The sequence below is a fragment of the Gemmatimonadales bacterium genome, assembly GCA_036265815.1.
GTDB lineage: Bacteria > Gemmatimonadota > Gemmatimonadetes > Gemmatimonadales > GWC2-71-9 > CAVVWJ01.
The window spans coordinates 22,502-30,149 of the sequence record DATAOI010000101.1 but is presented as its reverse complement, the minus strand read 5'-3'; the positions used below and the strand labels follow the sequence as shown (position 1 = coordinate 30,149).

General features: G+C 63.9%; 8 protein-coding genes. 7 read left to right on the top strand and 1 reads right to left on the bottom strand.

The window, feature by feature from the left end; all coding sequences use genetic code 11:
* The 5 genes from VHR41_19400 to VHR41_19380 form a co-directional block, all read left to right on the top strand.
* Positions 1–199: hypothetical protein (locus VHR41_19400; protein ID HEX3236365.1), on the top strand; the 199-nt coding region annotated here is incomplete at its 5' end.
* 196 nt (positions 200–395) lie between these two features.
* Entirely contained in the window at positions 396–1,262 is an 867-nt protein-coding gene (locus tag VHR41_19395; GenBank protein ID HEX3236364.1) for a hypothetical protein, read from the top strand.
* 313 nt (positions 1,263–1,575) lie between these two features.
* Positions 1,576–2,244: a hypothetical protein gene (locus tag VHR41_19390; GenBank protein HEX3236363.1), complete on the top strand. Its 669-nt coding sequence runs from the start codon at positions 1,576–1,578 to the stop codon at positions 2,242–2,244.
* A gap of 472 nt (positions 2,245–2,716) precedes the next feature.
* The gene (locus VHR41_19385) at positions 2,717–3,124 is read left to right on the top strand and encodes a nuclear transport factor 2 family protein (protein ID HEX3236362.1); all 408 of its coding nucleotides are present in this window, start codon (positions 2,717–2,719) and stop codon (positions 3,122–3,124) included.
* Positions 3,125–3,136: 12 nt separating this feature from the next.
* Positions 3,137–3,412 (top strand): hypothetical protein, encoded by a 276-nt coding sequence (locus VHR41_19380; protein ID HEX3236361.1) that lies wholly within the window; start codon positions 3,137–3,139, stop codon positions 3,410–3,412.
* 25 nt (positions 3,413–3,437) lie between these two features.
* On the opposite strand, the gene VHR41_19375 is transcribed toward VHR41_19380, so the two are convergent.
* Positions 3,438–3,629, bottom strand: a complete 192-nt coding sequence (locus VHR41_19375) for a hypothetical protein (protein HEX3236360.1) — start codon at positions 3,627–3,629, stop codon at positions 3,438–3,440.
* Positions 3,630–4,167: 538 nt separating this feature from the next.
* Between VHR41_19375 and VHR41_19370 the strand changes: the two genes are divergently transcribed.
* Together VHR41_19370 and VHR41_19365 are read left to right on the top strand one after the other, a co-directional pair.
* Positions 4,168–4,983, top strand: a complete 816-nt coding sequence (locus VHR41_19370; GenBank protein ID HEX3236359.1) for a response regulator — start codon at positions 4,168–4,170, stop codon at positions 4,981–4,983.
* A gap of 273 nt (positions 4,984–5,256) precedes the next feature.
* Positions 5,257–7,611 carry a hypothetical protein gene (locus VHR41_19365; protein ID HEX3236358.1) on the top strand — a complete coding sequence of 785 codons (2,355 nt, stop codon included), beginning with the start codon at positions 5,257–5,259 and terminating at the stop codon, positions 7,609–7,611.
* Positions 7,612–7,648: the final 37 nt, after the last annotated feature.

The window sequence follows — 7,648 nt, the reverse complement described above, 5'->3', positions numbered from 1 at the left end:
TTGTTCGGTGTCGCGAATCCGCAGCCCAGGTCCCATTGCCCGGCGTCACCTGCAGGTCGCCCATCTGGCCGGCACACTTCGGTACGGGAGCACCCGGCTGTTCCGGCAGTCCAAGGCAGAGGAGTGGCCGGCGCTCTTCCTTGAGGTGGCGGGCGCGCTCGCGGAGATGGTCCAGGAGCGCGGGCGACTTTCGGCCTGAACTTTGTCCGGGCCAGCCCGTCGATCGCATCCCAGACCGCCTCCCCTGGTATTGACGACCGTTGTACCGCGCCTTATCTAAGCATACCACCCATCGACAATAACAGACCCGGCCAACGCTAGGTCGCAAGGCAGTCCTCCTCGGAGGCCGGCTACCCGTGCGTCCTCTCCGCCCCTTCTCGTCTGGAGGTTCAGTCATGCTCACGCACATCGCTCGCTGCGCTATTCACCTCGCAGGATCGATCTCGCTTCTCACCACGGCCGGTTCCCTTGCCGCTCAGCAGGACTCACCGCCAGCGTACCTCCGGATCGCCCGCGAGGAGGTCAAACCGGGTCGAGCAGGACCACACGTGGCGCTTGAGTCAGCCTGGGCCCACGCCTGGGAGAAGGCCAAGATTCCGGGCTATAACATGGCCCTGACTACCATGTACGGCCCATCCGAGGCTTGGTGGGTCGAAGGTCACAGCTCGGTGGCCGAGATCGAGGAGGCCGACAAGGCCGTTCAGGCGGCACCCGGTCTCAATGATGAAATCGATCGCTTTGCCCAGGCGGACGCGGCCAATATTTCACGTGCAACCTTCCTCCTCGCCCGCTACGTTCCCGATCTCAGCAACGGTCCCGACATCGATGTGTCCCAGATGCGAGTCTGGGAGGTACTGGTGTTTCAAGTCCGTCCTGGGCACGAGGATAATTTTTCGGAGGCAGCCAAGCTGTACAAGACGACGCTGGGCCAGGCGAAGATCCAGGCCCCCTGGGCGACCTACGGAGTGATGGCTGGCATGCCCGGGCCGACCTATCTCGTCTTTATCCCACATCGCACGCTGGCCGAGATCGACCCGGCCACCGGCACTGGGGCTGCCATCGAGAAGGCCTTCAATGAGGAAGCGGGAAAGAAATTGAGCAGCCTGGCCGAAGGGTACTCCTCGGTGGAGGACCTCATTTTCAGCGTGAATCCCCAGATGAGTTATCTGTCCGCGGAGTTCGTGGCACGGGATCCTAAGTTCTGGGCGCGGAAGCCCGCGGCACCGAGGGCTCGGTCACAAGCGTCGAAGCCAGCACAGTAGAGGAAATGTGAGCGCCAATCGCCCACTCACCGGCGATTGGCGCCTTGAGCTGTACTAGCCGCGCACGCGCGTAGAGTTGGAGCGCATCGATCGCCTCCCAGAGTCCCGCCAGGAGCGCGGCCAGCACCCCCATGAGCCCGGCATCGAAGGCGAGCAGCTCCAGCCGCTGCCGGAGCGGCCAGCTGCGGTAGTCTTCCCCCTCACCCCCCTCAGTCTGTAGCATTGTCTCCATGCCGGACGATTACACGCTTCCCTCAACCAACCCTCAACGCTGGGCCCGTGTGCCGAGGAGATCGAGAAGTACCTTTTTCGGGTGCGCGATCAGCTCTACGGCAAGGCCCTCGACGCATCGAGGAGCGCCGGGACCCGCCAGAACCGCAGGAACCCGCAGGAACTACAGGAAATGAGTGCGCCTGACCCCGCGATTCTTGTAGCTATCGTCGCCCTGGTCTCGACCATCACCGGGGCGACAATCGGCGCGGCTACCATTTATCTGATAGCGCGGTCAGACAGAGTAAGGGAGGACCGCCTTCATGCCATTAAGGTCAAGAGGGCAGCGCGCCTAATCGACGCCGAACTGATACGGGCGGAGGCTGCGGCCGAAATAGCGATCGAGAAAAGGCATTGGTGGAGTACTGAGGTACCGGACCTCTCAACGGAGGTATGGCGAAAGTACAGTGGCACCATTGCGGCGGATGTGTCGGATCTAGCATGGGGGGCCCTTATCGTAGCGATGGAGTCGGTAGACCACATCATATCCGCCAGGGCCACTGCCATTGAGGCTGGTCTCTTGGCGGTCCATATTAGCGATGAGATCGCTGCCACGCTCGCTCGGATGCGAGGCGACCTTACGCGGGGACGTGATGCCCTGGCGCCGTATTCGTACGGTGCGCCCGCTGCCCCGGGAAGAGCCTTCGGGTGGATCGCCATCGTCGGCGTGGCTGTGATTGACCTGCTTTTGTACCTCAGGGTCTGGGGCTAGGCTCCTCGGCCCTAATCCAGGGAAAAAAGACGCCTTCCACGGTGACCGCCCCTGTGAGTGATGATCGAGATAGCGAAGCACCGTCAAACAGCCCTCAACGCTGGGCCCGTGTGCCGTCCCGGGCTCGCCTGGAAGCGACCGGGGCCGCCGACCGCGTGGGTGCCCGTGCTGGAGCGCCACCCTGAGCCGCTGGGCTTGGCCGGTCATGGGGATACACTGCCGGGCCACGTATGGCTGGACGCGCCAGGGAAGGTCCTGCACGTGAGCGCGAGCCAGCTCGAGTTCAGGGAGGAACCGCCGTGACTCCAGTAACGATTACCTGTCCTGTGTTCACTCACGGCCGCCCGCCTGCTGACCTTCCGGGGGGAAGCGAGTTGTAGAATGAATGATTCGCCACCGCGGGGTGTGCGCCGACGCCGCTGGCGAGTGAGTCCCTGGCTAGGAGGTTGGTATGCGAGACATTGTAGTGCTGATGCTGCTTGCGGTGGCCTGTCGGCGTGCCGGCCCGCAGCTGCAGCCCTCGACCGCTTCAGGGCAGGAGCAGTCCTCGGCGCCCGAACGGGTTGTCCAGATGCAGGCCGATGCCTACAACCGCCATGATCTCGAAGGCTTCGTGGCGCTGCACGCTCCGGATGTACGCTTCTATCTCTACCCCGACTCGTTGGTATTTGAAGGCAGGGATTCTGTACGAGCACGCTTCCGTCGGCTTTTTGCCAAGGCGCCGTCCGTTCATGCCACCACTGATGCTCGCATTGTGCAGGGGGACTTCGTCGTGTGGCAGGAAACGGCCACTGGGCTGCCTGGAGGCAAGACGGGCACGCAGATCTTTGTGTGGGAGGTCCATAATGGCCTAATCACGAAAGTCATGGGCATTCGATAGGTTATCTGGTAATTGCGCACCTTGACGGCCGCCGAGCTCGCCCTGCTCAAGTCCCTCGCCCAGGTGGAGGTTGTGACGTTCATGCCGGAGGGAGCCGGTCGGGCGGCGGTGGCACGGTACGAGGCGACCTTAGCCAGTCTCAAGGACATGCAGAAGGCCGGCTGGGTCGAGCTCCAGATCGCGGACGAGAAGACCCGGCAACGGGGACAGACTCGGCAGGGTGCTTCGGCACGGTGCACCGAGGCAGGACGGGAGGCGCTGCGACTGTTGGGTGAGCAGGTCTCGTGAACCACACCCCTACCAGTTCATCACCTTAAGGTTGCTCAAAGCCCGCTCTGCCGCTGCGCACCTCGTCGCCCGCCACCACGGCCTTGTGAAGATCCCATGCGGCTCTGGCGATCACTCCAAATTCCTTGTCCGTTGGCGGTTGAGCCGACTCCCCGGTGCGGCCCGCATAGATAATGGCCGCCATGATGGCAACAATGTCGCTTCGGTCGCCTGCCATTTGGCTCCTCCAGTTACGGGAAAGACACGTGGGAACCTCGGGTAGAAACTTAGACCTGGCTGGTCCGGGAGTGGCAGGGTGGAAGGGAGGTCTACACCGATAGATCTTGGTTCCTATCGGGGGATGACACACTGAGGTAGCTTCGTCCTATGTCAAACGATCTCCAGAAGCAGCTCAGTTACAGCGAGGTGCGGGCGGCCTTGAGCCGTCGCGCAGCCTTTGAGAGCCATCAAGAAGGGACTGGGAAGGTCCCCTCCTACATTCTTCATGTGAGGCCCCGCTATAAGGGCTACGAACCGTTTACTCTGGCCGGCCCTGATCCCGCGGCACTGCTTCGCGAAGCACTCACCCGTCTAGTGCCTGCGTGAGCACCTCCACCCTGAAACTGCGCCCTTCTGAGGACCCCCGACCTGCTTTCCACCTAACTCGCGTTGGCACCCCCCCGGCACCTCCCTTGGCACCCCGAACCTGCTAATTTGCTGGCGCAGCGTGGCGCCCCCCTGGGGTACAGCACACTGGAGCCGATCCGAGGCGACCGATGCCCATCATGTTCCTCCATGACGAGGACCTTGGCCTCGTGCGCACGACCTACATCGGCATGATCGGCCTCGCCGATGTGGCCCACTACCTTTACCTGCTCTCCCAGCGCGATTGGCTTCGGATCCCACGGCTGATCGATGGGCGCCAGAGCGCCCTGACGATGTCGCCGCAGGACGTGCGGATCCTGGCCGATCTCACGGCCAAGCTCCGCGACCGGCACGGTTGTGCCCCGGTGGCTTTCGTGCCCGGCAACGACGTCAACGCCTGTGTCGCCTCGCTGTATCAGGATTACGGCGCCGGCGGGAATCCTCAGTTCGCGACGTTCGCCGATCTCCACGCAGCGGAGCGATGGCTGGTAGGTGTGACCACGGCCGCGGTGGGCGCCGCCCGGACCCGGCGACGGGTCAATCGCCCGCGTGTGCTCGTGGTTGATGATACCGAGGCGGTTCGGAGCGTCATCGTCCGCACCCTCGAGGTGGACGACTATGAGGTCCGCTCCACGGGCGCGGCGATGGAGGCTATTGATCTCGTCTGGCAGGCGGAGGGGACGTTCGACCTGGCGGTGATCGACCTGCAACTGGTCGGCTCTGACGGTGACACCTTGGCGACCGCGCTGCGGCGGCTCCAGCCGGACCTCCCGGTGCTCTTCATCAGCGGCGAGGACGCGCCGGACCGGGCCGAGGAGGGTCCGCTCCTGGCGAAACCGTTCGGACCGGAGGCCCTTGCCCGGTGCGTAGGTGAGCTTCTCGAGACGGGGTGCTGCGACGGTTGCGCCCCGGTGGTTGAGCTGGGCCGGGTGGCCAAACAGGGCTGAGGAGTTCAGGAGTCGGACTCTTGGCAACACAGGTGGCAACATCAAACCCAAGCCTCGCGCTCCCAAGGGATGCGGGGCTTTGTTCATGTAGGTTGTTAGGGTTTCGGCCGTTGCTTGGCAACAAGCGACGTAGCTAACGCGCCGAACCGGTGCGCGCTCGTTCCGATGAGGCGGCCCGAGGGGCCCTCACGGCGGGTGCGAAGGTGTACCTTGAGGATCGACTCCGACGTCGAGCATCTTGGCACCGATGTCTCCCGCAGGCGGTGATCACACGTGAAATCGTCGTTCGTCTCCGCTCTCCTTCCGCTCTGTGTCCTGCTCATCCACCCCTGCGTCGCCCAGGCGCAGCAGGGCGACTACGCCGCCGGCGTGATGACTGGCCTCAGCAACCACGGCCACAACCCGGGCGATCCATACGTGACCGCGGGAGACCGAGCCTATCTCATCGGAACCCAGGACGGAAACTTCCCCGACTTGGGTGGCCATGTGCCGGGTGAGATGGCGGGGTTGTGGGCTCACCCGATCAAGCTGATCGATGGCTTTCGCGCGACGATCACCGATAGCGCGTCGGGCCAGGCCACGGTGCTCTTCAAGAGCGCCGAGTTCCTCAACTATCCCTACGGCAACCGGCTCAGATACGGCGCGGTGCTGGACGATCTGCAGGTCGATCGATTCCAGTTCAGCCCGGACGGTTACCCCGGGGTCATCGTTCAGTACACCCTGAGGAACAGCGGTGGCCGGGGGAGGCGCCTGAGGCTCGAGCTTTCGGTCAAGACCGATCTCCTCCCCGTGTGGTTCTCCGATCAGCTCGGCATCAAGGACGCGCGCGACACTGTGGCATGGCAGACCAGGACCGGCCGCTATCTGGCGCGGGACACGCGCCACCCCTGGTTCGTGCTCTGGGGGGCGGCCACGCCGGCGCAAGTTCAACCGGTGTCGCACCCAGAGCCGCTGGCCAGTGCCGGGAACGGAGTCACCGCCGCGTCCCGGCACATGATATCCCTGGAAGCTCACGACAGCTCGACCCTGACCTTCGTCTTTGCCGGCTCCAACACCACCCGCAGCGCTGCCGAGTCCACGTTCAGTCAGCTCGCTCGCCACCACCGCGAGCTCCTGCAAATGAAGAAGGCGCGCTACGCCGCCCTCATCGATAGAGCCAGCATCAGCATCCCCGATCCGCAACTGCAGCAGGTCTACGATTGGGTCAAGATCGATGCCGAGTGGCTGGCTCGGGACGTCCCGGGACTCGGGCGGGGACTGAGCGGCGGGGTCATGGAGTATCCCTGGTGGTTTGGGACCGAGACCTACTCGCTCCAGGCGCTCCTGGCCTCGGGAGACGCCGCCCTCGCGATGCAGACCCTGCGGCTCCTCCGGAAGGTGTCGGCCAAAGCCAACGGCAACGGCCGCATCGTCCACGAGGTGACGACCAACGGGGGCGTCTCCAATCCGGGAAACACTCAGGAGACCGCCCGATTCATCATCACGGTGAGGGATGTCGTCCGGTGGACCGGCGACCTGGCCTTTGCCCGCGAGATGTACCCCGCGATGAAGCAAGGCCTACACTGGCTCCTCACCGACCAGGACCGGAACAGAGACCTGTTTCCGGAGGGCTACGGAATCACCGAGATCCTGGGCCTCAACGCGGAAGTCATCGATGTCGCGGCGGCGACGCAGCAAGCGCTGGTCGCCACCGCCGAGATTGGAGATCTCCTGGGCGACCGAGCTGCGTCACGCTACCGACCCGTGGCGGAGGAGTTGAAGCGGCGGATCAACCAGCGCTTCTGGCTGGATGAGGACAGCTCCTATGCCGATGTCTACGGCACCAGAGCGCAGGCAGTCAGCGCCGCCGAAGGCGCGGCCAAGCAGATCGGACTCCCGGGCCCCGACAAGCTTACCGGTCGGGACCGGGAGCTGATCCGTTACTACCAGCAGCTAGGGGACAGGTTCGCCGCGATGCCGGATACGACGAGAGCCTGGATGACCAACCAGAACCTGGTGGTGATCACGCCGATGGAGATGGGTATCGCGCCGCGCAGCCTCGCTATCCGGGGACTCGACCAGCTCCGCCGTCACGGGGTCGGCAAATACGGCCCATACCTCTCGGCGGTCGATCGGCAGGCGATGATGACGATCGCCACCGGGGTGGCGGCTGTCGCCGAAGGCAAGTACGGGAGGACCGACGAGGCGCTGTGGTACATGCGGAGGATCGTGGAGACCTTCAACCGAAAGCTGCCCGGCTCGATCTCCGAGATGATGCCTGACTACGGCTGCTTTGTGATCGCCTGGACCATGTACGGTATCGTGCTGCCCCTGGTCCAGCATGTCTTCGGCATCGAGCCCGATGCGGTGCATCGGAAGGTGGTGTTCGAGCCGCACCTTCCGAAGGGATGGGAGGACATGAGCATCCACGATCTCCGGGTGGGAGGGAACCGGATTTCATTTTCCCGCGCACGGTCGGCGAAAGGCGTCGAGTACACCGTCGATGCCACCGAGAACGGCTGGACGTTTGTGCTGAAGGACAGTGCAGTGACCGGGGGCAAGTACTATCTGAACGGCGCCTCCATCACGGCAGATTCATCCGGCATTCGGATGAGTGGAAGGAAGAACCAAGTCCTCATAGTGCCATGAGGAATCCAGGCTCGAGTCCTCACCAGCGGAAGCGAGG

Coding starts and splice junctions, on each gene's coding strand:
- VHR41_19370 (HEX3236359.1), top strand. CDS start 4,168: ATGCCCATCATGTTCCTCCATGACGAGGACCTTGGCCTCGTGCGCACG.
- VHR41_19375 (HEX3236360.1), bottom strand. CDS start 3,629: ATGGCAGGCGACCGAAGCGACATTGTTGCCATCATGGCGGCCATTATC.
- VHR41_19385 (HEX3236362.1), top strand. CDS start 2,717: ATGCTGCTTGCGGTGGCCTGTCGGCGTGCCGGCCCGCAGCTGCAGCCC.
- VHR41_19395 (HEX3236364.1), top strand. CDS start 396: ATGCTCACGCACATCGCTCGCTGCGCTATTCACCTCGCAGGATCGATC.